Below are 23812 nucleotides of genomic sequence, written 5' to 3' on the forward strand. Positions count from 1 at the left end.
CTAGAATGATCAGTTTAGCGCCACTAGTTGTGGCGCAATTGCTTGATAATCCACCGCCATGGCAATACTCAGAGCGGTAATATTAATAATTGAAAACGCAAACACTTGGCGTGCCCAACGGGTGGTGTCTATGTTGTAGCGATATCCTCTAAGTGCCATTAATAACCACCAAAAACTGGTGATACAGGCAACGGCCATAAAGGCGGCACCGGTATAACCACTAATTGGCAATAGCATCACCACTAACGCATATACCGCAATATAAAGCACAATATGCCGCTTAGCTTTGTTAACACCTTGCGCCACCGGCAATACTGGAATATTAGCGGCTTGGTAATCTTTAAAGCGAAAAATAGCAATCGCGTATGAATGCGGCATTTGCCATAAACTAAACATCACCAGCAGTATTAATGCGCCCATATCAAACACACCTGTAACAGCGCAATAGCCAACAACAGGTGGAACGGCGCCTGATAAACTACCAATAAAGGTGCCGTAAACAGAGTTGCGTTTCATGTAGAGGCTGTAAACCCCTACATAAATGACATAGCCAAAGACGGCAAAAAACACCGCCGCTTGAGTGGTAAAGGCGATTAATAAGCCAAAGCCAATTAGCCCTAATAACACGCCGTGGCTTAAAGCGGCTTTTGCAGACATTTCGCCCGTTACAGTCACACGTGAGCGAGTACGCGCCATAGCAACATCAATGTCTCTATCAATAACATTGTTTATGGCACATCCCGATGCGACAACAAGCGATAAACCAACCAAGGTAACCAACATTAACCATGGGTTTATATCACCGCGGGCGGCGAGTAAAAACCCACCGGCAACGCTGATCAAATTTCCCATAATAATACCTGGCTTAGTAACAGCTAAATAACGACGAAACATCTGAAACCTCTAATACATCATCATGGCGTTTGATTCATAAATGATCCAAACAGACAGTCCAACCACCATGACGATGATCAGCGCGCTAAACAAAAAGGTAAAGGTATTCGCTTTGCCTTCATCGGTGGTGAAATTAAGGTGTAAAAAGTATTTTAGATGCACCCAAATTTGCACAATTGCTAAAGTAACGATACTCCAAAGCGTGGTTACTTTTGAAAAATCACCTTCCATCACCATCCAAAATGGAATGGCTGTTAAAATCACTGATAATACAAACCCAATTAGGTATGTTTTAACACTGCCGTGTGATTGATCATGGTACTGGCTTTGCATTTGCTCTAAAGCATGCGTTTCGCTATGGCTCATTACATTGCTCCCATTAAATAAACAACGGTAAATACACAAATCCACACAATATCTAAAAAGTGCCAAAATAAGCTTAAGCAACTTAAGCGCGTGACAGTTTGTTTACCTAAACCGCGCTTGATCACTTCTATCATCATTATGCCCATCCAGATAAGGCCTGCAGTGACATGTAAACCATGCAAACCCACTAATGAGAAAAACGAGGTTAAAAAAGCACTTTGCTGTGGGCCATTGCCATGAACAATTAAATGATGAAATTCATAAATTTCCATGCCAATAAACACCGCGCCTAAACAAAAAGTGATGGCGAGCCAACCAAGCGTCAGCGCCTTTTTTTGCCCTTGAGCGGCAATCATGGCAAAACCAAAGGTGATACTACTTATAAGTAGTGCTGCGGTTTCTATGGCAACAAAATCAAGCTCAAAAATATCTTTGCCCGATACACCACCGGCAGTGTTCATATAAAGCACTGCGTAGGTTGCAAAAAACGAGGCAAATAACAGGCAATCGGTCATTAAATAAAGCCAAAAGCCAAAGATTGTATCGCCTGAGGTATCGTGATGTTCATGCGTATCACTCACGCTATGAGGCTCTAAATTTACATGGCCTTGAGTTGCAGATAACGTACTCATGCGCTTACCTCCTTCGTGTTACTGGCAATATGCGCGCCTTCAATGTGTAATATTTCATCGTTTTGCACGTAGTAATCTACATCACTGGTGTAAGCGCGGTTAATAAACAGCGCAATTGCGCCAATAAAACCAAGCCCAGCTAACCACCAAATATGCCAGATCATGGCAAAACAAAACGCGGTTAAACTTGCAGCAATAAGCACACCTGATGCGGTATTTTTAGGCATATGGATTGGGCTATAGCTAGTTTGACCTTGATAAGCCTGGCCTTTTTCTTTCATATCGGTCCATGCATCAATATCATCAACATGTGGAATAGTCGCAAAGTTATAGAACTGCGGCGGTGATGACGTTGACCACTCAAGAGTATGACCATTCCAAGGATCGCCGGTAGTATCATCAAGCGCTTCGCGGTTTTTAAAGCTCACATAAAGCTGAATAACTTGGCAAATAATACCGAACATAATAATCACGGCACCCACTGCAGCTATATATAGCCAGATATTCCAATCAGGATTATTAGAGTGATTTAAGCGACGAGTCATGCCTAAAAAGCCAAGTACGTACAATGGCATAAAGGCAACAAAGAAACCGATTAACCAACACCAGAAAGACGCCTTACCCCAACGCTCATCAAGTTTAAAGCCCATTGCTTTGGGGAACCAAAAAGCAAAGCCCGCTAAGTAGCCAAATACTGCACCACCAATAATGGTGTTATGAAAATGAGCGATTAAAAATAAGCTGTTGTGCAATACATAATCGGCACCAGGGATGGCTAATAACACCCCTGTCATACCACCAACACTGAAAGTAACCATAAATCCAAGTGTCCACAGTACAGGCACGGTTATGCGCAAGCGACCACGATAAATAGTAAACAACCAACTAAATAGTTTAACCCCTGTAGGCACAGCTATGACCATGGTCATCACTCCAAAGAAGGCATTAACATTAGCACTTGAGCCCATAGTGAAGAAATGATGTAACCAAACTATAAAGCCAAGAATAGAAATGGCACCACTGGCATACACCATCGATTTATAACCAAATAAACGTTTACCAGTGAAGGTCGACACTATTTCAGAGAAGATACCAAATGCCGGTAATACTAATATGTATACCTCTGGATGACCCCATGCCCAGAATAGGTTGATATACATCATGGCGTTACCGCCAGCTTCATTGGTAAAGAAGTGAAAGTCTAAATAACGGTCTAGCGTTAACATAGCGAGCACGGCAGTTAAAATAGGAAATGATGCTGCAATTAAGATATTTGCCCAGGTACATGTCCACGTAAAAATTGGCATTTTCATCAGTGTCATACCAGGGGCACGCATTTTAAACACAGTCACTAAAAAGTTTACGGCGGTTAATAGCGTACCGAGCCCCGATATTTGTAGGGCCCAAATATAATAATCGACCCCCACCCCAGGGCTAAAGGTCAACTCCGACAACGGCGGATAAGCCACCCAGCCTGTTTTAGCAAACTCACCAAATATAAGTGATAAATTTATTAAAATGGCGCCACTAGCAGTAAACCAAAAACTTAAATTGTTTAAAAATGGAAAAGCCACATCGCGGGCACCAATTTGCAGTGGTACAACAATATTCATTAAACCAATCATAAATGGCATCGCCATAAAGATGATCATAATAACGCCATGAGCGGTGAATATTTGGTCGTAATGTTCTGGCGGCAAGTAACCTGGCGCACCACTGGTAGCAAGCGCTAACTGCGCACGCATCATAATGGCATCAGAAAAACCACGAAACAGCATAATTAACGCTAATAAAATGTACATCACGCCTAAGCGTTTATGATCAACCGAGGTGATCCAGTCACGCCAAAGCACACCCCATTTTTTATATTTTGTTATTAACCCAGCTATAATAAGCCCGACAACAGCAATCACCGCCATGGTAACCATAATAATGGGCTCATGAAACGGAATCGCATCTATAGTAAGTTTACCTAAAAACGACATTATTATTCCTCGCCTTGGCTGTGTGATAATGGCATTGAGTGATGATTCATGTCAGCGTGCTTATTGCTCATCTGCTGATGTTTACTCATTACATGATGGTGTTTATTCATATCACCATGTGCCTGCATGTATTTCATCACTATGGTATGAAATAAACCGTCATCAACCTTGCCATAATAAGCAACTGGGTTGTTTTCGCTCGCTTTTGCAAGTTCTACATAATTAGCATGAGTAAGATTATTAGCGTTAGTTTTTACCTGTTCAACCCACTGGTTGAAGTCAGCTTTTGTTGGCGTTGCGATGGCATTAAATTTCATACCAGTAAAACCCGCGCCGCTGTAATTAGCCGAAAAGCCTTTAAACGTGCCAGGCTCATTGGCAATTAAATGCAGCTTAGTTTCCATGCCCGCCATTGAGTAAATTTGACTACCTAACTGAGGAATAAAAAACGAATTCATGGTACTTTCTGACGTGATTTTGTATTCAACCGGAACATTAGCAGGAAATACTAATTCGTTGACCGTGGCAATACCTTGCTCAGGATAAATAAATAACCATTTCCAATTAAGTGACACCACTTCAACGCTAAGATGTTCACCTTTGCCCTCTATCGGTTTATAAGGGTCAAGCTCTTGAGTTGACTGCCAGGTGATCACACCTAAAATAACAACAATAACAATAGGAACCGCCCATACAACAGCCTCAATCTTATTAGAGTGAGCCCATTTTGGTGCGTAAATTTCATGGTCTTGTGTGTCTCTGTATTTCCAAGCAAAATATAAAGTCATCACAATAACGGGGATCACAACTAACAACATAAGCACAGTGGCGATGATGATCAGATTTTTCTCATCAATACCTATCTGCCCTTTTGGGTCGAGTACCCCGCCATTACAGCCTGATAAAATCAGTGCCATACTAGCTAAAGCAATATTAAAAAGGTTACGAATTAACAAGGGACTATCCTAAAACCTAGAGAGTTTTTATTAGCTGCCAAAAATATTTAGCAACGATATTTGATAAAAACCCAAGTTAATTAAGATTGAATTACAATAATGCAGAGCGAATGCAAGCATGAAGTATTGACCACTGGCTTAATAAAACTACCTAGCAGAACCAACCCAGCTTTTTTAAACACATTAATATAACGCAATAAAAATTAACTTGGGTGAGGTGTGGTTGGCTGAGAGTGTGTAAAAACACTAAGCTACAATGAAAGTAATCGTTATTTACAGCAAGAATAAATAATTAGATACCACAGGTGTAACCTATACCCATAAAATTAATGAGTAAACAGACAACCTGTAAAGCTAGGTGGAGCACGACAACCATGTGCAGCTTGCACGGGTTGTTCAGCTTTAGCCTCGCTAAAAGCAAAGGCTGCTTTACGGAGGATTATTCCAGCACGACGCGCTGGAAACATGTGGAACAAGAGCCAACTAAGGCCAATAAGTAACTGACACGATAAGATAGGATGAGCTAAAAATTGAGTAATAGTCAGTAATAATGGCTCTACAAATAAACCATCACTGACCAATGCTTCGAGCCGAAAGGCATCCTCAATGGCGCCACTAAGCAACATAACGGCATTAAAAGCTAATAATGTTATCGCCACACTCACGCCCTTCTTCGCTTTATTAAAGCGCCCATGCAACACCGACTTACCTAAAGTAAGCAAAGCGCTGGTATGAAACAAAGACAATGAGTTCAAAGACATTAACCTATTAAAATGACTAATAACAAATTAGGTATACACCGTGGCAACAAAGAAACAGTTGCAGCCGTAAAGCCTTATACAGTGACATGTAATACAATCTCAACGCATTAGCACTATTTTGCTAAGCTAGTTTTGATCCGCATCAATAGAACTTTCAAAACTTACTGAAAGTTCGTGCGTGAGTATAACAAAGTGAATTTTCTGTTCAAGATAAAAACACAATTATTTTTGACTTCTAATTTTTATTACATTTATGCTGCTATATCGAGTAGGGTGAGGCTTTTGCCTCATCCCTCTCACAGAACCGTACGTACGGACCTCGTATACGGCTCCTGTATTCTTCTATCCCTTCGGCTTATTTACTAAACGCCGATTGAGCAAGCCATCCTGTACTTACTTTTTCCATTGAATATAAACCTAGCTCTTCAAACCATTGGTTTGGCATTGCTACACTCGATAATGGACTTAGGGAGTTTCGCCATGAGTTCATTTTTATAAACTTAAATGGCGGCTTTTTCCCTAATTGTTTTAGTCGTTTATGCAATCTCGCTGGATTTTTCCACAACCTTAACTGAATGGCCCTTAATCGGCGTCTTAACCACCCCGCCAGCTGAGTTAATGCTCGTTTACAATTGGCTATACTGAAATAATTTACAAAACCACGCACCACTGGGTTTAGTCTTTTTATTATTTCAACTAAGTTCATGCCGCTATTTCGTTTTGTTAATCGTTTAACTTTTTGTTTGAAGCCTTTGAGTTTTGACCCTTGGATCCGTGTCCAATTACATCCTATCTCCACTCCCAAAAATTTTACCCCTTCACTGCTATGCGCTATGTGGGTTTTCTTTTGGTTGACTGTTAACTTCAAGTCTTTCTCCAGTATCTGAGTTGCTACAGTGAGTGCATGTTTCGCTGCTTTTTCTGTGCAGCATAAGATCAAAATGTCGTCGGCGTACCTCACTATTCTGTGATTTCGCTTTTTCATTTCTTGATCGAACGCATCTAGGTAGATATTCGCCAACAATGGACTGATAACCCCTCCTTGTGGACTCCCTACCTCACTCGCTTCCCAGTGATTGCCTATCATTACCCCACTTTTTAAAAACTGATTGAGCAGCTTTAAAATGCTACCGTCTGTCACTTTGCGTTTGACGCTGCTAATAATTAAATCGTGATCTAACAGGTCAAAGCACTTCGACAGATCCATATCAACCACCCACTCACGCTGATATTTACGAATAAATACCGTGGCTTTGCTGATGGCATCATGGCAGCTTCGTTTCGGCCTGTACCCATAACTTGATGGGTGAAAGTCGATGTCGAAGATCGGTTGGAGAATGTTCAATAGCGCTTGTTGTACTATGCGATCGCGAACTGTTGGAATGCCCAGCAATCTCACGCCGCCATCGTCTTTCGGTATTTCTATCCGTTTGACCGGCTGCGCGCGATACTGCTTGCTTTGCAGTTCTCGTTGCAGTTGTTTCAAGTTTTCTTCTAAATTCAAGGCGAACGCGGCTATGGACTGCCCATCTATTCCGGCGGCTCCTTTTGCTGCTTTCACTTTTTTGAATCCCTTGTACAGGTTATTAATATCTAATAATTGCCCATACAAGCTGTAGTAAACTGTCATCAATTGCCTTTGCTTGCGGTATGTCTGTCGTTTCACATTGATGTATAGTGGTGTCCTTCATGATGACATTAGGTGTGCTAGCCCAGTGGCAATCTGCCTAAGTGGTCAATCATTACTCCCGTGCTCGGCCTTTAATTCTCAGCGTCCACATTCCTGCTTAGCCGTCATCTCTTGCCTATTTCCGTCGAAATACATGTGAGCCTATACGTCGATATTCCTGATTTTCATACTCTTAAAGAATACTTCCCCCCTTCGCAATCAATTAAAACTTTTGATTTAAATTGACCCTATCAGACACGCTGCTGATAGTCGGCTTGGTTTTGCCCTCCACACCATTACTGGCTTTCATCGGCCTAGCCTTACTCACTACTACGGGTTCATCTGCCACCTCACACCGACGTTAAACCTTGGGTTTCCCCTTGAGTTTAGGCCACTTATTTACACTAAGTTTAGATGCCAGGCTTCCCCAGTTACTGTGCTGGCTCCCTGTTAACAATCCCACCCTCAAACACAGTATAGGTCTGACTGAGTATCGGGCTTTGCGCTATTTTGCACGCTTACCCACCTACACTGCCGAAACAGGTTCACTTGCGTTGTGTACTGTTAACTTCCTATCGCTTCCTTCAGACCCTGCCGTTGGCCAGCAACGCCCTTACGATTCGGATTATCTTCCCCTCAGTCGGGGTGATTCAGATTTCTTTCAACCTGACGGGTTTGCCAGCTTCGCTGGGCAAACAAAAAAACCTCTCGCAGTTATCTACGAGAGGTTTTTTTGCTTAAATAGGCAATCCTATTTAAAGAATTTGGTTTTCTTTCCATACTTGCTCTTTGGCCAGACGCTTTTTGCGTTTATCGCATGGATCATCACAATCGCAGGCCTTATCAATACCTACAGAGCCTAAGCCGCCGCAGCTACTCGCCATCGATTTTCTTTGTACTATCATGCCTATCGCCATCGCAGCGACAATTAAAATAAGTAAGCCAAAGGTTAGAAAAAAAAGTGACATTGCTTAGCCCCTATTGTTCAGCAATAAAATGAGCCCAAATATCATATCTGAGCTTTTTACATTATATACCCTGATGATAAGGATATAAACCTAAAGACTATAAATAAGGCTTAAACGCAGGGCTTGAATAGGTCACTAACCCCTGTGCCGATTTAGCAATTAAATACACGGGTAAATCGTATTGCTCTGCATACTGTTGTGCTTTTTCCATACCCATTACCGTCAGTGCCGTTGCTAACCCATCAGCAGTCATTGCACTAGGGTGTAAAACCGTAACAGACACTAAGTCGTGCTTAATGGGCATCCCGGTCATCGGATCAATAAGATGCGTATAAGTTTCACCATCCATAACATACGATATTCTATAATCACCTGAGGTGGCAATACCATTATTACCCGGTGTTAGTACTCGGTGAACTTTTCGCTCGCCCGGATTTGCATCTGGTTGTTCAATCGCTATGCGCCATGCTTGATTGTCCGGTTTTGTACCGGCAATACGCAGCTCTCCACCAATTTCAACCATGTAATCTAGTATGCCTTTACTTTGTAGAAGCTCTGCCACTTTATCAACACCATAGCCTTTTGCAGTTGCCGAAAACGACAGCTCCAAATCAGCCACGGTTTTAGCCAGGCCTTGCTCGTTAAGCACTAGTTTATCAGAACCAATATTACTAACCATGTGGGCTAGCACTTCATCAGTTGGGCGCTTAGTTGGCTTTTTGTCCGGACCAAATCCCCATAAATCAATCAAAGGCCCCATAGTCACATCCAGTGTTTGGGTTGAGTCGCCAATACGCATAGACTCAGCAATAACCGCTCTGAAATCATCACTGATTGGCATCACTTGATTAGCACCTAAACGATTAAACGTGTTTATTTCTGAATCTTCAATATAGGTCGACATAGACTGGTTAATATCAACTAAAACGGCATCAATTTCTCTGTGTAGTGCTTTAGGATCAACCTGCTCTGCGTAAAATTTGATATTGTAGGTTGTGCCCATCGTTTTACCTTTAAGGTAAATCTCTTCGCTGTGTTTTGAGTTACCACACCCTGTAATAATAAATGTAGATATAATTAAAAATAAGGCGACTAGGCCTTTAACGGTAGTGAATCGGTTCATACTAACTTACCTATGAAGATTAAATAAAGTACCAACTAAAACAAAAGAAAATCTTACTCAGTCTAATTGATATTAAAAAGCCCCATAACACTAAGTGCTATGAGGCTGGTATTTTAACTAAATTTAATTGGTTTGGATATTAGCCACCAAAATCATCTAATAAAATATTTTCTTCTTCTACACCTAAATCTTTAAGCATAGTGATAACTGCCGCATTCATCATTGGAGGTCCACACATGTAAAACTCACAATCTTCAGGCGCTTCATGGTCTTTAAGGTAGTTCTCAAATAACACATTATGGATAAAGCCAGTATAGCCTTCCCAGTTATCTTCTGGTTGCGGATCTGAAAGCGCTGTATGCCAAACAAAGTTGTCATTTTCTGCAGCTAAACCATCAAAATCTTCAACATAAAACATTTCGCGCTTAGAACGTGCACCATACCAAAAACTAATTTTACGCTTAGAGTTTAAACGCTTAAGTTGGTCAAAGATATGTGAACGCATGGGTGCCATACCTGCACCACCACCTACAAAGATCATCTCTGCGTCAGTATCTTTGGCAAAGAACTCACCAAATGGACCAGAAATTGTCACCTTATCGCCTTCTTTAAGTGACCAAATGTACGATGACATTATACCACATGGAAGACTTAAGTTATTTGGCGGCGGCGTAGCGATACGCACGTTAAGCATAATAATGCCTTCTTCTTCTGGGTAGTTAGCCATTGAGTAAGCACGAATTGTTTCTTCGTCTACTTTTGACTCCAGTTTAAAGAAACCAAAATGGTTCCAGTCACCACGATACTCTTCAGGAATATCAAAATCAGCGTATTTAATATGATGAGCTGGCGCTTCAATTTGGATGTAACCACCCGCACGAAAAGGCACTGACTCACCATCAGGAATTTGTAGCTTAAGTTCTTTAATGAAGGTTGCTTTGTTATCGTTAGAGATAACTTCACAATCCCATTTTTTAACACCAAAAATTGACTCTTCAAGTTCAATTTCCATGTCACCTTTAACGTTTACCTGACACGCTAAGCGACAACCCTCACGGGCCTCGCCTTTAGTAATATGATCAAGCTCAGTTGGCAGAATATCACCACCACCTTCTTTTATGTGGACACGACACTGACCACAAGAGCCACCGCCACCACATGCAGAAGATACGAAGATACCCGACTCAGATAGCGCACCTAATAACTTACTACCTGCAGATGTTTTAATGGCTTTGTCTGGATCGCCATTAACACCAATGATGATATCACCACTTGCAACTAACTGAGATTTAGCACCAATGATGATTAAAACTAGTATTACAACGATAGCGATAAACACACCAACGCCTAAGAAAATATCCATGATTGCCCTCGCTATTATTACAGTGAAATACCAGAAAATGACATAAAGCCAAGACCCATCAAGCCAACAGTGATAAAGGTAATACCTAAACCACGTAAACCATCTGGCACGTCTGAGTATTTCATTTTCTCACGAATACCTGCAAGTAATGTAATTGCAAGCGCCCAACCAACTCCAGAACCTAAACCATAAACAACTGACTCGCCGAAGTTATAGTTTCGCTCAACCATGAAAGATACCGCACCAAAAATCGCACAGTTCACTGTGATTAGTGGCAAGAAAATACCTAATGCGTTGTAAAGTGGTGGAAAGAACTTATCTAATGTCATCTCAAGAATTTGCACCAGTGCTGCAATAACACCAATAAAAGTCAAGAAACGTAAAAAGCTAAGGTCAGCTTCAGGGTAGCCAAGCCACTCAAGTGAACCTGGTGCTAACACAGCATGATAAACTAAGTTATTAACAGGTACCGAAATACCTAAAACAACAATAACTGCTACCCCTAGGCCCATTGAAGTAGTTACTTTTTTAGACACAGCTAAAAATGTACACATACCTAGAAAGAATGCTAATGCTAGGTTTTCAATGAAAACAGCTTTTACAAATAAACTAATATAATGTTCCACTTATTGCCCCTTACGCTTTAGCTTCTACTTGGTCTTTTTTGAAAGTACGTAGTACCCAAATAAATAAACCAATGATAAAGAATGCACTTGGCGGTAATATTAGTAAGCCCATAGGCTGATACCAACCACCATCTTGTACAAGTGGGATAATGCTCACGTCAAATAGTGTGCCTTTACCAAACAACTCACGAATAAAGCCAACAGTAAGTAGCACAACAGAATAACCTAAACCATTACCAATACCATCAAGGAATGACATTATTGGTGGTGATTTCATTGCATACGCTTCAGCACGACCCATTACAATACAGTTAGTAATGATAAGGCCAACAAATACCGACAGCTCTTTTGCCGTAGCGTAAGAAAATGCTTGTAGCACTTGGTCAACCACGATTACTAGTGATGCAATAATCGTCATCTGTACAATAATACGCACTGATGATGGGATATGGTTACGAATTGTTGATATAAAAAAGCTCGAAAAACCAGTTACCAAAGTCAATGCAATTGACATAATTAATGCATTTTTTAAGCTAGACGTTACCGCTAAGGCAGAACAAATACCGAGTACTTGCAATGCAATTGGGTTGTTAGCAAAAACAGGACCAAACAAGACCCCTTTCATTTCTTTAGTATCAGCCATTGTTCAATGCTCCTTTACGAACTTTAGCAAGGAAAGGGCCAAAGCCGTTTTCGCCAGTCCAAAAATCAACTGCATGATCAACACCGTTAGACGTTAATGTAGCACCTGAAAGACCATCTATTTTGTGCTCATCACCCTCAGTATTACCTTTTACTAATTGAATTGGTAACTCTTTACCTTCCCATTTAGCAGTCCACTGTGGGTTTTGAATTTCTCCACCAAGGCCAGGTGTTTCGTTATGTTTGTAGAAAATAATGTCTTTAATAGTCTCACCATCGCTTTCAAGCGAAAGAAAACCATACATTAAACCCCATAATCCATAACCCTGAATTGGAAGAATAATAGCATCAATAGAGCCATCTTCTTTTTTAGAGATGTACACAGGCGCACGTTTAGTAATGCGTTGAATACCCGCGATGTCTTTAATACCATTTTCTTTAAGTGACATGCTTAAGTCTGCATCGTATTTACTTTTTTCAAAGTCAAAGTCTTCTACAGGTTCAGCAAAGTCACCACTTTGCATATCAACAAAACGTGTTTCTATTTTGGCTGCAAACAATTCTGATACATTATCAGCTTTACTGATACCTGCTGCCGCTAAAATATTACTTTGAATATCTTTTGCCTTGTTTGCTTTTTGTAGCGGACGAAGCTGCACGGAAGCAAACGAAACAATAATTGCACACACTAAACAAAGCGAGACGACAACAGCTAATGTTTTACTAATTGATTCATTTTTACTAGACATTACGTGCCAACCTCCGCTTGATATTAGCCTGTACTACAAAGTGATCAAATAATGGCGCAAACAAATTAGCAAATAAGATTGCTAGCATGATGCCTTCAGGGTATGCAGGGTTAACAACACGGATCATGATAACCATAAAGCCAATAAGCGCACCGTATGCTAATTTACCTTTGTTAGTAAATGCTGCCGATACAGGGTCAGTTGCCATAAAAAACATACCGAATGCAAAACCACCTAACACCATGTGCCAGTACCAAGGCATAGCAAACATTGCATTAGTTTCTGAACCAATTGTATTTAATAACGATGACGTTACAACCATACCTAGGAATACACCTAATACAATACGCCAAGACGCAATGCGAACATAAACTAGGAATAAGCCACCAATTAATATAGCAAGTGTCGACGTTTCACCCATAGAACCTTGGATGAATCCGTAAAACGCATTCCACCATAGTTCAATGTCAGTAGCATAGTTTAGTGTGCCAGCAAACGCCTGACCGAGCATAGTTGCACCAGAGAACGAATCGACGGCAGTCCATACTGTGTCACCTGAAATTTGCGCAGGGTATGCAAAGAATAAAAATGCACGACCAGCAAGTGCAGGGTTTAAGAAGTTACGCCCTGTACCACCAAATATTTCTTTTGCGATAACCACACCAAAAGTAATACCTAGCGCAACTTGCCATAAAGGAATTGTTGCAGGCAAAATTAACGCAAACAGCACCGACGTTACAAAAAAGCCTTCATTGATTTCGTGCTTTCGCACAGAAGCAAATATCACTTCCCAGAAACCACCAACTATAAAAGTAGTCGCGTATATAGGCACAAAGAAACATGCGCCATAAAACATTTTAGCGCCCCAGCCTGCATCAACGGTTAGTTCACCACCTAATAACTGGAATAAGCCAACTTGCCAAATATTAGCAAGTTCAAAACCATTACCAAGTGCAATTGCAGCTTGATGGCCAATATTAAACATACCAAAAAACATGGCAGGAAACGTCGCCATCCACACTAAAATCATCATACGTTTTAGGTCGATGTTATCACGAACGTGAGTAGAACCTTTATTTACGTGACCTGGCGTATAAAAAATAGTCGCGGCTGCTTCATACAGCGCATAGAATTTTTCATGCTTACCACCGGGTTCAAAATGTGGTTCGATATCTTCTAAAAAAGTTTTTAAGCCCATTTTAGCCTTCCTTCTCGATCGTAGTTAAGCAATCGCGTAGGGCTGCGCCATACTCGTATTTGCCAGGACAAACGAAGGTGCATAACGCTAAATCTTCTTCATCAAGTTCAAGCGCACCTAATGAAATTGCACTGTCTAAATCGCGAGAGAGTAAATCGCGCAATAAAGGGGTTGGCAAAATATCAAGTGGTACTACACGCTCATAGCTACCAAGTGGAACCATGGCACGTTTTGAACCCCCTGTTGACGTTGTCATTTTAAATAAACGACTCGGCGCAAGGTGAGATATAAAAGTACGCGTAACAGAAAACTTATCACTACCTGGAGCTATCCAGCCAAACAGTTCTTTTTCGCGACCTTCAAGTAAAACCGATACTTGAACATGGTAACGACCTAAGAAGGCATGAACACCAAAAGAGGTAGCGCCTGCAAGTACAGAACCAGAGATAACACGGTTATCACCGTCTTCTAATTCACCTGCAACTAAGTCATCTAATGAAGCACCTAACTGTGTTTTCACTAAACGAGGATTCTTAACTCGAGGACCTGCAAGCGAAATCACACGATCGGTATAAATTTCACCGCTAAGGAAAAGGTGACCATAGGCAATTACGTCTTGGTAACCAATATGCCAAACTTGCTTACTAGCAGATACTGGGTCAAGGTGATGGATATGAGTGCCAACAAGGCCAGCTGGATGCACGCCACCAAACTCATGAACTTCGACTTGAGCAATAGGTGAACTAGGCACTTGACTGCTCGCTTGTTTACAAACAAATACTTTGCCATCGGTTAAACGTGACACAACCGCCAAACCTGCTTCAAACGCTTTTGCATTTTCGGCAATTACCACAGCAGGATCTGCTGCAAGAGGGTTGGTATCAATAGCTGTGACAAAAATAGAGCTAGGATTTGCATCCAATGCCGCCACTTTACTAAAAGGACGAGCACGAAGCGCTGTCCATTGGCCCGATTGCACGAGTACTTCTTTAACTTTTTCACGTTCTAAGCTGCTAAGCTCAGTTTCCGAGAAAGCATCAAAGGTGATCTGCTCACTGCCGTTTACTTCAATAACAACAGACTGCAGCACACGTTTAGCACCGCGATTAATTTCTTTTACTGTACCAGACGCTGGCGCAGTAAAAAGTACGCCTGGATTCTTTTTGTCTTCAAAAAGTACCTGGCCTTTCTTTACTTGGTCATCCACACGAACATGCATGGTTGGACGCATACCGATAAACTCTTCACCTAGCAAAGCTACACGTTTGACGGTTGAACCATCATGAATAACTTGCTGAGGTGCGCCCTCTATGGGTAAATCCAGACCTTTTTTTATATTGATCATACGCACTTGCACTACATTAATGGAAAGAAACTGAAAATTGTATTAACTACGAAACTACTTTGGTATTCATCGCTCTTAAGTAACACTCTTTGAGCACCAAACGTGCAACGCGTTAAAACCCCTAAAATATTACTGTTATTTTAACATTATTGTGCACGACTATGCGAGTGTATTTATAAAATTAGTACGACAGAAGCGGTTATTTAGTTCAATAACTAAAAATAAGTAAAAAGCAAGCTAGACCAAAGTGGCAATTGTTTTAAAGTAATAAAAAAGCCGCTTAATGCGACCTTTTTATCAACCTCTGTTTATCAATCAATCATATTTGCAATGGTTGCAACGGGGTTTACATCTTGATCATAGTCTACCGATTCAATACCAAAACCAAATAGGCGTAAAAACTCGTTGTGATAGCCGGTATAATCGGTTAATTCATCAATTGAGTCAGTGTCTACATTGTCCCAAATTGCTTGTACACGTGCTTGAACATTATCTTCTAGTTCTTTGTAGTTTTGAAATAAATGCCCCCCCTCGTCAAAACGCGGAGAATCGCCGTATAAGTTTTCACGAAAGAGTGCATGAATTTGCTCAATGGTGCCCTCATACGTGCCATCGGCTTTCATCACTTTAAATAACGCAGAAATATAAAGCGGCATAATAGGAATTGCCGAGCTTGCTTGAGTTACAACCGCATTAAGCGATGAAACATAGGCTTCACCGTTTAAATCTTGAGTAGCCGCTTTAATTGCAGCAGTTGCGCGGTCTAAATCTTCTTTGGCTTTCCCTATGGTTGCATGCCCGTAAATTGGCCACGTTAGCTCTTTGCCAATGTAAGTGTAAGCCGTGGTTTTAAAGTTATCTGCTAGTACATCAGCCTCTTTAAGCGCATTAATCCACATTTCCCAATCTTCGCCACCCATTACTTTAATGGTGTTGTCGATATCGTCTTGATTTGCCGCTTCAACGGTTACTTCATCGATTTCACGCTTTGACGTATTTAAGTTTTTAGTGGTAACCGCATTACCAATGGGTTTAAGTGTTGAAGAAAATACTTCGCCAGTGTTTGGATCAGTACGACGAGGTGACGCTAAGCTGTAAATAATGCAGTCAACTTTACCTAATTCAGCTTTAATGGTGTCGATTGTTTTTTGTTTAACTTCGTTAGAAAACGCATCACCATTAATGTTTTTAGACCACAAGCCTTCAGCTTCGGCTGCCGCTTGAAACGCCGCTGTATTATACCAACCTGCAGAGCCTGTTTTACGCTCAGTGCCTTCTTTTTCAAAGAACACACCTAACGTTTTAGCGCCACCACCAAATGCAGCAGTAATGCGAGACGCTAGGCCATACCCTGTAGATGCACCAATAACTAATACATTTTTAGGCGTATTTTTTAATGGCCCTTGTTGCTTAACATAATTAATTTGTTCTTGTACATGTTCTGCACAGCCTACTGGGTGTGCATTAGTGCAGATAAATCCGCGAATTTTAGGCTTAATGACCATTGATCATCCTATATCTTTTACAATAAAAATTAGCGCTAGTTTAAAGGCTAAAACAAAAAAAACTGATCTGATCAGTTACTCACATCTCAAACCAACTCACTATTATTCGTTATCCAACTTTTGAGCCGCCCATGCAACTTGGTGATTGCGGTGCTTCGCTGTCGTACTCTGTAAATTCGTCAGGGGTATAAGTATGCATAGCAAGCGCATGAATATGATTTGCCAGCTCATCTTTTAAAATTTCGTTAATTTGACGATGACGCTGTAACAATCGTTTACCAGCAAACTCTTCACTAACCACAATGACTTTAAAGTGTGATTCAGTCCCCGCACTGTGCATATGGCTCTCGTTGATCACATTTAAATGCTTGCACGCAATCGCATCGGCTAACTTGTTACGTATTTGTTCTTGCATTGACATAAAAACCATCCTCAAAGTTCAGTTAGGCAATTACTATAACAACTGCAGCTACAGCATGGCTAATGCTATTTAACTGAAACTATTATTAATATAGCGAAACGTTAAACTTATTCGAGGATGCTTAAGCGTTGTTTGTTTGGGCAGCGCATGTTGGTAATTTTGTTGGCTTTGCCCGCTCATTATCAAACAGCTACCACTTTGTAACTTAATGCTAGTAATGCTGTTACTTACTTTGTGTTTAAGTTTAAATAACCGTTCTGCGCCAAGTGATACACAGGCAATTGTAGGCTCTGGCCCTAGTTCAGCCTCATCATCACTATGCCAACCCATACAATCGTGGCCATCACGATAATAATTGACCAAAATTGAATTAAACGGTTGCTGTAAGTGACTTTCTAAGCGTGTTCGCATCGCAAGCAACACCTCTGGCCAGGGCTCTAAATCGAGTTTATGCCCAGAATAACCGTACTGAAGATTTTCTTCGCTGATAAAACATTGCAGTCTAGGTATTGGTCCGGTTTTGCCAAACACCGTGATGTTTGGCTGTTGCCAATTTAGGTTTTGCTGCAAATAATAAAATAAATCGAGGCTTTTTTGCGCGCTAAGCACTTTACTTTGATAAGAAAAGCCATTTGGTAACAGTTGGGGGTTGGCGTTTGGCGGTTGCATGTTAGAATTTACCTATCATTTGATTACCGATCATTAAACTATTATGACTACGCAAGCTACGCTCGGCGATAACACCTTTACTCTTGAACGCTTTCCTTTGGATCAAAAAAACCGCAGCCTACAAGCGTGGGATTCAGCAGACGAATACCTCATTGATTATGTAAATGAGCATTACCCTGATTGTCGCTCGTTGCTAATTCTAAACGACAGCTTTGGTGCACTTAGCTGTTACTTTAGCAAACAACAATTAACAGTTTGTTCAGTAAACGACTCATATATTAGTCATCAGGCAGCGGCCTACAACTTAACTGAAAACAAAATTGCGACAACTGCGTTTAGCCAGCTCGATAGTTTATCGGCTCTGCCTGAGCAAGTAGACTTAGTGTTGGTAAAAATACCACGCACCTTAGCTTTTTTACAATATCAATTATCTGAATTAAGTGAAGTGCTCGCGCCGGGCACTCCCGTTATTGGCGCGGCAAAAACGAAAGACGTGCACAACTCGACCATAAAAGCGTTTGAAGAGTTTATTGGCGAAACAACAACCAGCTTAGCGGTAAAAAAATCACGCTTAATTATTAGCCAAGCCGCTGGCGGTTATAAAAATGCCGATTTTCCAGTAAGTTGGCCATTAGAAGGCACTGATTTTACAATTAGCAATCATGCCAATGTGTTCTCACGTGATTCACTCGATATTGGTGCACGATTCTTTTTTAATTATTTGCCACAAACAAATAAAGCCAAAAATATTATTGATTTAGGCTGCGGTAATGGCGTGGTTGGTTTAATGACATTAGCGCGCTGCCCAAATGCTCATATTAGCTTTGTGGATGAGTCGTATATGGCGGTAGAATCAGCCCGGTTAAATATTGAGCTCAACATGGAAGACAAATTTGAACAATGTACCTTTATAGAGAATGATTGTTTAACCGACTTTGAACCTCAAAGTGCTGATATTGTATTGTGTAACCCACCCTTTCACCAAGCACAAGCGGTTACCGACCACATAGCGTGGCAAATGTTTAAGCAAGCAAAAGATACATTAAAAGAAGGGGGTGAATTACGTATTATTGGTAACCGCCATCTAGATTATCACGACAAATTAAACCGTATGTTTGGTAACTGTACTTTATTAGGCTCGAACAAGAAGTTTGTGGTACTGAGCGCAACTAAAAATAGTGGAACCTTATAAATGAAACGCTTAAACGCATTATTGAGCTGTTGTGCCTTTGTTGTTTTTTCCGGATGTGCAAGTCAGCCTAATCAACTGATCCTTAACCCTGTTTATAAAAGCGGGCAAATAAGCGCAATAAATAGCAGCTTAAACACCAGTGTGATTGATTTACGCGGTAACAGTGCCACGTTAAGGTTAATTGAATCAAGCAAAACAAAAACCATTGCCAGTACAGGTATTACCGAATCGGTTAAAAGCGTGCTAGACAGTGCATTAAGCCTAAATGGTGCCAGTATTTCTAATTTAGCACAATTACGTTTTGAATTAGATATTCATGTGCTGCAAGCCATCGTGACCGAAAAACTAATGAGCCATACCAGTGCAGCCAATATAGAATTTGAAGTACGGGTAATTCGCCCAACCAGTCACTTTAGTAAACGCTACAGTGGCAATGCTAATTTAGCAGGCCCTTTAGGTCACGACAGAGCAAAAATTGAAGGTCAGCTCAATAAGTTGACTGAACAGTTAATTACCCGCATTGTATCTGACCCTGAATTAATTGCATTTTTAGAAGGTTAATAATGAAGCCACTTTTTTTAATCTGTGTAAGTTTATTATTTAGTGTTAGTAGCTTAGCGGCGCAAGAGGGCCGTTTTATACAAAAAGACAACATTTTTCCTCGCGTAGAAATTGTCACATCGTTAGGCAGCATTGTGGTTGAACTAGACCGCTCAAGAGCGCCTATCACGGTGAATAACTTTTTAACTTATGTGTCGGATAAAAGCTACCAAGGCAGTGTGTTTCATCGTGTTGAACGCGATGTAGAAAATGACCGTGATTTTGTCATTCAAGGCGGTGGTTATGATAAAGACTACGACGGATTGCACGAAAACGACCCAATTTTTAATGAAAGCGGCAACGGCTTAACCAATGATATGTATAGCATTGCAATGGCTTATCAAGACCGAGAACCACACTCAGGAACGCGCCAGTTTTTCTTTAATATGGATGATAACGACCATTTAAATCCTGGCCGAGATTGGGGGTTTGCGGTGTTTGGCAGTGTTATGAAAGGCTATGAAACACTCGATAAAATCATGGCTGTAAAAACCGGTTTCAATGACAAAATAGGCTATAACTTTGTACCTGAAAAACCGGTTGTTATATTAAATATCAAGGTGCTTGAGCAAGTTCCTTTATAACTATTTTATAAGCGCAGCACTGAGCTGCTCTTCGCACAAGCCAATGAGCCCTTATGAATAACACACTTTCTGTTAGCGAATATTTTTCTTATTTTAAAGATAAACGTTTAATCAATGTTTTTATATTTGGCATGAGCAGCGGTTTTCCGTGGGTGTTAATTGGCTCAGTAATGTCGGCGTGGCTAAAAGATGAAGGCCTAAGCCGCAGTATGATTGGTTTATTTGGCATTGTGTTTGGTGCTTACAGTATCAACTTTTTATGGTCGCCTTTAATAGACCGCACTAAACTGCCCTTTCTATATAACTGGCTTGGCCAGCGCAGAAGTTGGATACTATTTTGCCAGAGTTTCATTTTACTGGGCACGCTGCTGCTCGCGGGACTTGATTTAAAAGCAAACCTTGCTACTGCTGCCGCGCTTTGTCTATTAATCGCCATTGCCTCAGCAACCCAAGATATAGCAATAGACGCCTTTAGAATAGACACCCTCAGTGAAAATGAATCTCACAAAGCCACTGCTGCCGCTGCAATGGCGACCTCAGGTTGGTGGACTGGCTATGCATTATTAGGTGCCATCCCCTTTTACATGGCTGATATGCCAAGCATTGATTGGCCGCACGTGTATTATTTTTTATCTGCCATTATGGTGTTATTAATGAGCTGTGTTTTTTGGGCAAAAGAACCACTATCAAATCGCGAAGCCGTACACGCTGAACTCGAACGCGTTTACCTTGAAAAACTCGCAGCCAGTAAACAAACGCCACTAACAAAAACGCTCGCATGGCTAGGGGTAACTGTAGTTGATCCATTTAAAACCTTTTTTGCTAAAAATGGGGTTAAAACTGCACTGGCGCTGCTAGCATTTATTTTTTTATTTAAAATTGGTGAAGCTTTTTTAGCAAGAATGTCGATTGTGTTTTATAAAGAGGTCGGCTTTAGTAACACGCAAATAGCAAATTACTCTAAAATCGGCACAGGTTTAATCACAATTGTATTTGCTTTCTTAGGCAGTATTTTTAACCACAAATATGGCATTGTGAAAGGTTTATTTATTAGTGGCGTTGCTATGGCTGCATCAAACTTAATGTTTTCTTGGATTGCCTTAGCAGGTCCACAAGAACACTTATATGCAATGGCAATTGTGGTTGATGGCTTTACCCAAGCGTGGTCTTTAGTGGCCATGGTTGCCTTTATATCTATGCTGTGTGATAGAGCATTTAGCGCCACCCATTATGCGCTACTGGCTTCATTGGGTAACTTAGGGCGTACGTTGTTGTCAAGTTACAGTGGTGTGGTTATTGATGATTGGCTAATTGGTAATTGGTCATTGTTCTTTGTGCTAACAGCGCTTATGGTATTGCCTTCGCTGGTGTTTTTATACCTCATTAGGCACAAACTATATGCACTAGAGAAAAATTATCATACTAGGTAATACCTAATGCTTCCCTGCATTAGGGTCTGTAACCGTTAAGTTGACTTTACGATTACAGTCTAAAAGCGTTAATCAGCTTTAATTAAGCTTAATGCTTCATACGGGTCAACTTCTAATGCATTACAATAGCGAACAAACTCAATAACATCTAAACGACGCTCTTGGTTTTCAATTTTACCAATAAAAGAATGTGGCGTGCCCAATATTTGCGCAAGACTGCGCATGGTATAGCCTTTCTCATGGCGCTTAGTTTTAAGCCACTTTGTTAACTTTGCATTTTCTTCCGAAGATACAGTTTTACCCATCATATACAACTCCTACTCGCTGTTTAAATATACATATAACTAAGAGATTTAATGCCATCAACATTGCAAACCTAATTTCACTGACTAATAAGCAGTGTAAACGCTTACAATTAAACGCAAAAAAACCTCAAATAGGTATTTACTCTTTATTGCTGTAAAAGTGAAACCTTGCCCGTTTCACTCTTGGATACATTATATACCATTCACCATTGATCTGAATGATTAATTAGTCATTCTACGATTAAAGTTTAACATTAAATATTTACTAACTCTGAATATGATTAAATATTTTATAACTTTTTTGTTTCATTTAAATATAAGCTGTTTATTATTAACTTAATATTCGCTTAAAAAAGATTAAATCATGTTTAGACTACTTTTTTTACTACCTATTATTTTGTGCTTGGGCTGGTACTTTTTTTTGCGCCATTATGCAATTCCACTAAAACAGGGTAAAAAAGGCTTTATCTATATTTTAGCTTTCTCAGCGTTTGTACTTGGTTTTTTTGTGTTAATAATGCAAATAACCCAATATAGCCCCACTGAGTTGTGATTATTAAAGACATAAAAAAACCGCTGATCAAGCGGTTTTTTTTCAAATAACGGTACTTTTTATACGCTAAAACTAGCGCCACAGCCACATGTTGTGGTTGCATTAGGATTAGAGACAAAAAAGCGTGCCCCTTCTAATCCTTCAGTGTAGTCAACTTCGCCATCAACTAAATACTGGATGCTCATAGGGTCAATGACTAAGGTAACCCCGTTCTTAACAATTTCTAAATCGCCAGGATTCGCTTTTTCATCAAAAGTAAAACCGTATTGAAAACCTGAACACCCTCCGCCTGTGACATAAACTCGCAGTTTTAAGTCTGGGTTTTCTTCTTCGTCAATCAATTGCTTAACACGCACAGCGGCGGAGTCACTAAACTTTATGGGTAATTCTTCAGACATCTTATAACCCTCAATACCTTTATACTAATGCAATTGATTATCTAATACCTGAGTGTTTTAATCAAGTATAAGCTTGCTGTGACTTCTCTACTAACAGTTTAGTACTGTTTAGCAATTACGTTCATTAAAGATATATCCATTTTTTCTATGAAGTCACTTTTATAAATTTGGGAACTATCTCTACTGTAGCCTATATGGGCAGTGTGCTGCCTAACTATATCTTGTTCAGTAATAACCGTTTGATTATATTGTGGGTTATTCTTTTTTACATTACTTAACTCATGTAAAATCGCTTGCCTATCATTGATATAGCAGTCTATTTTATTGGTTAGTAGCTTAATTATATTTGCCTCCGTGCTTTTATTTTCCCATAGCTTAATGCGCCCTGCTGTAATTGCACTTTTGTAGTGTTTTTCTAACAATAAATAGCCCGCATTCATTCCTAAATGAAGAGGTGTTGTAATTTGATCATTTAACGCTAAAGCTTGCTTTAACTGTATATTTTCACGACAAAAAGTAACCACAAACTCAGTACCTAGTGAGACCGAGTAAGATGAAATATAAGGTCTTGAATTTAGATGCCGATAAGGTGGAATAATTCCCATGGCATTACCTTGTTTAACAAATAAAAGCGCTCTTTTCCAAGGCATTGGTATGATCTCAACATTGTAATCGGGTTGCAGGTTGATACTGGCTCGCTTTAGTAAATCTATGTATATCCCTTTTAACTCACCGTTTTCTAAATAACTATACGGCGGATAATCATCATCTGCTAAAATAGTAACAGGCTCTCTACTTATACTTGTTAATGAAAATACCAAAAAAAACAAATAGGTAAAAAATGTAAAATACCTAATCAGCAAGATTTGCACGCTCAT

General features: G+C 40.3%; 26 protein-coding genes. 5 read left to right on the top strand and 21 right to left on the bottom strand.

The window, feature by feature from the left end; all coding sequences use genetic code 11:
• Positions 1-9: 9 nt before the first annotated feature.
• The 18 genes from cyoE to AC6H44_RS11115 form a co-directional block, all read right to left on the bottom strand.
• Positions 10-894 (bottom strand): heme o synthase, encoded by an 885-nt coding sequence (gene cyoE / locus AC6H44_RS11030; protein ID WP_500735490.1) that lies wholly within the window; start codon positions 892-894, stop codon positions 10-12.
• 9 nt (positions 895-903) lie between these two features.
• A complete protein-coding gene (gene cyoD, locus AC6H44_RS11035) occupies positions 904-1260 on the bottom strand; it encodes a cytochrome o ubiquinol oxidase subunit IV (protein ID WP_500735491.1) in 357 nt (118 codons plus the stop codon).
• Positions 1260-1892, bottom strand: a complete 633-nt coding sequence (cyoC, locus tag AC6H44_RS11040) for a cytochrome o ubiquinol oxidase subunit III (protein WP_500735493.1) — start codon at positions 1890-1892, stop codon at positions 1260-1262. Before cyoC ends, cyoD begins: the two co-directional genes overlap by 1 nt.
• Positions 1889-3877, bottom strand: coding sequence for a cytochrome o ubiquinol oxidase subunit I (cyoB, locus tag AC6H44_RS11045; protein ID WP_500735495.1), 1989 nt, complete (start codon positions 3875-3877; stop codon positions 1889-1891). Before cyoB ends, cyoC begins: the two co-directional genes overlap by 4 nt.
• A gap of 2 nt (positions 3878-3879) precedes the next feature.
• Entirely contained in the window at positions 3880-4833 is a 954-nt protein-coding gene (cyoA, locus tag AC6H44_RS11050; protein ID WP_500735497.1) for a ubiquinol oxidase subunit II, read from the bottom strand.
• 326 nt (positions 4834-5159) lie between these two features.
• Entirely contained in the window at positions 5160-5588 is a 429-nt protein-coding gene (locus AC6H44_RS11055; RefSeq protein WP_500738426.1) for a hypothetical protein, read from the bottom strand.
• 361 nt (positions 5589-5949) lie between these two features.
• Positions 5950-7224, bottom strand: coding sequence for a group II intron reverse transcriptase/maturase (gene ltrA, locus AC6H44_RS11060; protein ID WP_500734985.1), 1275 nt, complete (start codon positions 7222-7224; stop codon positions 5950-5952).
• 794 nt (positions 7225-8018) lie between these two features.
• Complete coding sequence (nqrM, locus tag AC6H44_RS11065) at positions 8019-8231, bottom strand: (Na+)-NQR maturation NqrM (RefSeq protein ID WP_010391098.1); 213 nt, start codon at positions 8229-8231, stop codon at positions 8019-8021.
• Between the two features lie 97 nt (positions 8232-8328).
• On the bottom strand, positions 8329-9354 hold the full coding sequence (locus AC6H44_RS11070) for an FAD:protein FMN transferase (RefSeq protein ID WP_500735500.1): 1026 nt from the start codon (positions 9352-9354) through the stop codon (positions 8329-8331).
• 139 nt (positions 9355-9493) lie between these two features.
• A complete protein-coding gene (nqrF, locus tag AC6H44_RS11075) occupies positions 9494-10717 on the bottom strand; it encodes an NADH:ubiquinone reductase (Na(+)-transporting) subunit F (RefSeq protein ID WP_500735502.1) in 1224 nt (407 codons plus the stop codon).
• A gap of 17 nt (positions 10718-10734) precedes the next feature.
• A complete protein-coding gene (gene nqrE, locus AC6H44_RS11080) occupies positions 10735-11343 on the bottom strand; it encodes an NADH:ubiquinone reductase (Na(+)-transporting) subunit E (protein WP_500735504.1) in 609 nt (202 codons plus the stop codon).
• A 10-nt stretch (positions 11344-11353) separates the two neighbouring features.
• Positions 11354-11986 (bottom strand): NADH:ubiquinone reductase (Na(+)-transporting) subunit D, encoded by a 633-nt coding sequence (locus tag AC6H44_RS11085; RefSeq protein ID WP_500735505.1) that lies wholly within the window; start codon positions 11984-11986, stop codon positions 11354-11356.
• Complete coding sequence (locus tag AC6H44_RS11090; RefSeq protein WP_500735507.1) at positions 11979-12734, bottom strand: Na(+)-translocating NADH-quinone reductase subunit C; 756 nt, start codon at positions 12732-12734, stop codon at positions 11979-11981. The genes AC6H44_RS11085 and AC6H44_RS11090 overlap by 8 nt, the downstream gene beginning before the upstream one ends.
• On the bottom strand, positions 12727-13932 hold the full coding sequence (locus AC6H44_RS11095; protein WP_500735508.1) for an NADH:ubiquinone reductase (Na(+)-transporting) subunit B: 1206 nt from the start codon (positions 13930-13932) through the stop codon (positions 12727-12729). The genes AC6H44_RS11090 and AC6H44_RS11095 overlap by 8 nt, the downstream gene beginning before the upstream one ends.
• Before the next feature lies 1 nt (position 13933).
• A complete protein-coding gene (locus AC6H44_RS11100; protein WP_500735510.1) occupies positions 13934-15277 on the bottom strand; it encodes a Na(+)-translocating NADH-quinone reductase subunit A in 1344 nt (447 codons plus the stop codon).
• A gap of 311 nt (positions 15278-15588) precedes the next feature.
• Positions 15589-16782: an enoyl-ACP reductase FabV gene (fabV, locus tag AC6H44_RS11105; RefSeq protein ID WP_500735512.1), complete on the bottom strand. Its 1194-nt coding sequence runs from the start codon at positions 16780-16782 to the stop codon at positions 15589-15591.
• Positions 16783-16891: 109 nt separating this feature from the next.
• Positions 16892-17203: a BolA family protein gene (locus AC6H44_RS11110; RefSeq protein ID WP_500735514.1), complete on the bottom strand. Its 312-nt coding sequence runs from the start codon at positions 17201-17203 to the stop codon at positions 16892-16894.
• 69 nt (positions 17204-17272) lie between these two features.
• Positions 17273-17872, bottom strand: a complete 600-nt coding sequence (locus tag AC6H44_RS11115; RefSeq protein ID WP_500735516.1) for an alpha-ketoglutarate-dependent dioxygenase AlkB family protein — start codon at positions 17870-17872, stop codon at positions 17273-17275.
• A gap of 43 nt (positions 17873-17915) precedes the next feature.
• On the opposite strand from AC6H44_RS11115, the gene AC6H44_RS11120 reads away from it, so the two are divergent.
• The 4 genes from AC6H44_RS11120 to AC6H44_RS11135 are packed head-to-tail and all read left to right on the top strand — an operon-like array spanning position 17916 to position 21678.
• Entirely contained in the window at positions 17916-19064 is a 1149-nt protein-coding gene (locus AC6H44_RS11120) for a methyltransferase (RefSeq protein WP_500735517.1), read from the top strand.
• Positions 19065-19625, top strand: a complete 561-nt coding sequence (locus tag AC6H44_RS11125; protein ID WP_500735519.1) for a YajG family lipoprotein — start codon at positions 19065-19067, stop codon at positions 19623-19625.
• A gap of 2 nt (positions 19626-19627) precedes the next feature.
• Positions 19628-20248, top strand: a complete 621-nt coding sequence (locus AC6H44_RS11130) for a peptidylprolyl isomerase (protein ID WP_500735521.1) — start codon at positions 19628-19630, stop codon at positions 20246-20248.
• 53 nt (positions 20249-20301) lie between these two features.
• Complete coding sequence (locus AC6H44_RS11135; RefSeq protein WP_500735523.1) at positions 20302-21678, top strand: AmpG family muropeptide MFS transporter; 1377 nt, start codon at positions 20302-20304, stop codon at positions 21676-21678.
• A 68-nt stretch (positions 21679-21746) separates the two neighbouring features.
• Here the strand turns inward: AC6H44_RS11135 and AC6H44_RS11140 are convergent, their stop codons facing one another.
• A complete protein-coding gene (locus AC6H44_RS11140; protein ID WP_008111877.1) occupies positions 21747-21986 on the bottom strand; it encodes a helix-turn-helix domain-containing protein in 240 nt (79 codons plus the stop codon).
• Positions 21987-22347: 361 nt separating this feature from the next.
• On the opposite strand from AC6H44_RS11140, the gene AC6H44_RS11145 reads away from it, so the two are divergent.
• Positions 22348-22536: a hypothetical protein gene (locus tag AC6H44_RS11145; RefSeq protein WP_500735524.1), complete on the top strand. Its 189-nt coding sequence runs from the start codon at positions 22348-22350 to the stop codon at positions 22534-22536.
• Positions 22537-22595: 59 nt separating this feature from the next.
• Here AC6H44_RS11145 and erpA read toward each other — a convergent pair whose 3' ends face one another.
• Both erpA and AC6H44_RS11155 read right to left on the bottom strand, forming a co-directional pair.
• Positions 22596-22934: an iron-sulfur cluster insertion protein ErpA gene (gene erpA / locus AC6H44_RS11150; RefSeq protein WP_500735526.1), complete on the bottom strand. Its 339-nt coding sequence runs from the start codon at positions 22932-22934 to the stop codon at positions 22596-22598.
• A 98-nt stretch (positions 22935-23032) separates the two neighbouring features.
• A complete protein-coding gene (locus AC6H44_RS11155; protein ID WP_500735527.1) occupies positions 23033-23812 on the bottom strand; it encodes a substrate-binding periplasmic protein in 780 nt (259 codons plus the stop codon).

This window comes from Pseudoalteromonas sp. TAP-3C, from assembly GCF_059888565.1.

Coding starts and splice junctions, on each gene's coding strand:
- AC6H44_RS11090 (WP_500735507.1), bottom strand. CDS start 12,734: ATGTCTAGTAAAAATGAATCAATTAGTAAAACATTAGCTGTTGTCGTC.
- fabV (WP_500735512.1), bottom strand. CDS start 16,782: ATGGTCATTAAGCCTAAAATTCGCGGATTTATCTGCACTAATGCACAC.
- AC6H44_RS11115 (WP_500735516.1), bottom strand. CDS start 17,872: ATGCAACCGCCAAACGCCAACCCCCAACTGTTACCAAATGGCTTTTCT.
- cyoD (WP_500735491.1), bottom strand. CDS start 1,260: ATGAGCCATAGCGAAACGCATGCTTTAGAGCAAATGCAAAGCCAGTAC.
- AC6H44_RS11135 (WP_500735523.1), top strand. CDS start 20,302: ATGAATAACACACTTTCTGTTAGCGAATATTTTTCTTATTTTAAAGAT.
- AC6H44_RS11130 (WP_500735521.1), top strand. CDS start 19,628: ATGAAGCCACTTTTTTTAATCTGTGTAAGTTTATTATTTAGTGTTAGT.
- AC6H44_RS11110 (WP_500735514.1), bottom strand. CDS start 17,203: ATGTCAATGCAAGAACAAATACGTAACAAGTTAGCCGATGCGATTGCG.
- cyoE (WP_500735490.1), bottom strand. CDS start 894: ATGTTTCGTCGTTATTTAGCTGTTACTAAGCCAGGTATTATTATGGGA.
- AC6H44_RS11125 (WP_500735519.1), top strand. CDS start 19,065: ATGAAACGCTTAAACGCATTATTGAGCTGTTGTGCCTTTGTTGTTTTT.
- AC6H44_RS11140 (WP_008111877.1), bottom strand. CDS start 21,986: ATGATGGGTAAAACTGTATCTTCGGAAGAAAATGCAAAGTTAACAAAG.
- AC6H44_RS11085 (WP_500735505.1), bottom strand. CDS start 11,986: ATGGCTGATACTAAAGAAATGAAAGGGGTCTTGTTTGGTCCTGTTTTT.
- AC6H44_RS11095 (WP_500735508.1), bottom strand. CDS start 13,932: ATGGGCTTAAAAACTTTTTTAGAAGATATCGAACCACATTTTGAACCC.
- AC6H44_RS11100 (WP_500735510.1), bottom strand. CDS start 15,277: ATGATCAATATAAAAAAAGGTCTGGATTTACCCATAGAGGGCGCACCT.
- ltrA (WP_500734985.1), bottom strand. CDS start 7,224: ATGACAGTTTACTACAGCTTGTATGGGCAATTATTAGATATTAATAAC.
- erpA (WP_500735526.1), bottom strand. CDS start 22,934: ATGTCTGAAGAATTACCCATAAAGTTTAGTGACTCCGCCGCTGTGCGT.
- nqrF (WP_500735502.1), bottom strand. CDS start 10,717: ATGGATATTTTCTTAGGCGTTGGTGTGTTTATCGCTATCGTTGTAATA.
- AC6H44_RS11120 (WP_500735517.1), top strand. CDS start 17,916: ATGACTACGCAAGCTACGCTCGGCGATAACACCTTTACTCTTGAACGC.
- cyoB (WP_500735495.1), bottom strand. CDS start 3,877: ATGTCGTTTTTAGGTAAACTTACTATAGATGCGATTCCGTTTCATGAG.
- AC6H44_RS11145 (WP_500735524.1), top strand. CDS start 22,348: ATGTTTAGACTACTTTTTTTACTACCTATTATTTTGTGCTTGGGCTGG.
- AC6H44_RS11070 (WP_500735500.1), bottom strand. CDS start 9,354: ATGAACCGATTCACTACCGTTAAAGGCCTAGTCGCCTTATTTTTAATT.
- nqrM (WP_010391098.1), bottom strand. CDS start 8,231: ATGTCACTTTTTTTTCTAACCTTTGGCTTACTTATTTTAATTGTCGCT.
- cyoC (WP_500735493.1), bottom strand. CDS start 1,892: ATGAGTACGTTATCTGCAACTCAAGGCCATGTAAATTTAGAGCCTCAT.
- AC6H44_RS11155 (WP_500735527.1), bottom strand. CDS start 23,812: ATGAGCGTGCAAATCTTGCTGATTAGGTATTTTACATTTTTTACCTAT.